Genomic DNA, 1,030 nt, shown 5'->3' on the forward strand with positions numbered 1-1,030 from the left:
GGCGAAGCTGAGAACTTAAGCGCCAGTAAACGGCGGTGGTAACTATAACCATCCTAAGGTAGCGAAATTCCTTGTCGGGTAAGTTCCGACCTGCACGAATGGCGTAACGACTTCTCGACTGTCTCAACCATAGGCCCGGTGAAATTGCATTACGAGTAAAGATGCTCGTTTCGCGCAGCAGGACGGAAAGACCCCGGGACCTTTACTATAGCTTGATATTGGTGTTCGGTTCGGCTTGTGTAGGATAGGTGGGAGACTTTGAAGCAGCAACGCCAGTTGTTGTGGAGTCGTCGTTGAAATACCACTCTGGTCGTGCTGGATGTCTAACCTGGGTCCGTGATCCGGATCAGGGACAGTGTCTGGTGGGTAGTTTAACTGGGGCGGTTGCCTCCTAAAGAGTAACGGAGGCGCCCAAAGGTTCCCTCAGCCTGGTTGGCAATCAGGTGTTGAGTGTAAGTGCACAAGGGAGCTTGACTGTGAGACTGACGGGTCGAGCAGGGACGAAAGTCGGGACTAGTGATCCGGCGGTGGCTTGTGGAAGCGCCGTCGCTCAACGGATAAAAGGTACCCCGGGGATAACAGGCTGATCTTCCCCAAGAGTCCATATCGACGGGATGGTTTGGCACCTCGATGTCGGCTCGTCGCATCCTGGGGCTGGAGTAGGTCCCAAGGGTTGGGCTGTTCGCCCATTAAAGCGGTACGCGAGCTGGGTTTAGAACGTCGTGAGACAGTTCGGTCCCTATCCGCTGTGCGCGTAGGAGTGTTGAGAAGGGCTGTCCCTAGTACGAGAGGACCGGGACGGACGAACCTCTGGTGTGCCAGTTGTCCTGCCAAGGGCATGGCTGGTTGGCTACGTTCGGGAGGGATAACCGCTGAAAGCATCTAAGCGGGAAGCCTGCTTCGAGATGAGCACTCCCACCTCCTTGAGAGGGTAAGGCTCCCAGTAGACGACTGGGTTGATAGGCCGGATATGGAAGCCTCGTAAGGGGTGGAGTTGACCGGTACTAATAGGCCGAGGGCTTGTCCTCAG

At 55.8% G+C, this 1,030-nt stretch carries 1 rRNA gene; it reads left to right on the forward strand.

Annotation, left to right across the window (positions count from 1 at the left end):
• A 23S ribosomal RNA gene (locus ACZ4UX_RS36975) occupies positions 1-1,028 on the forward strand; the annotation flags it as partial.
• Positions 1,029-1,030: the final 2 nt, after the last annotated feature.

The sequence above is a fragment of the Kitasatospora sp. NPDC028961 genome (genome assembly GCF_055564815.1).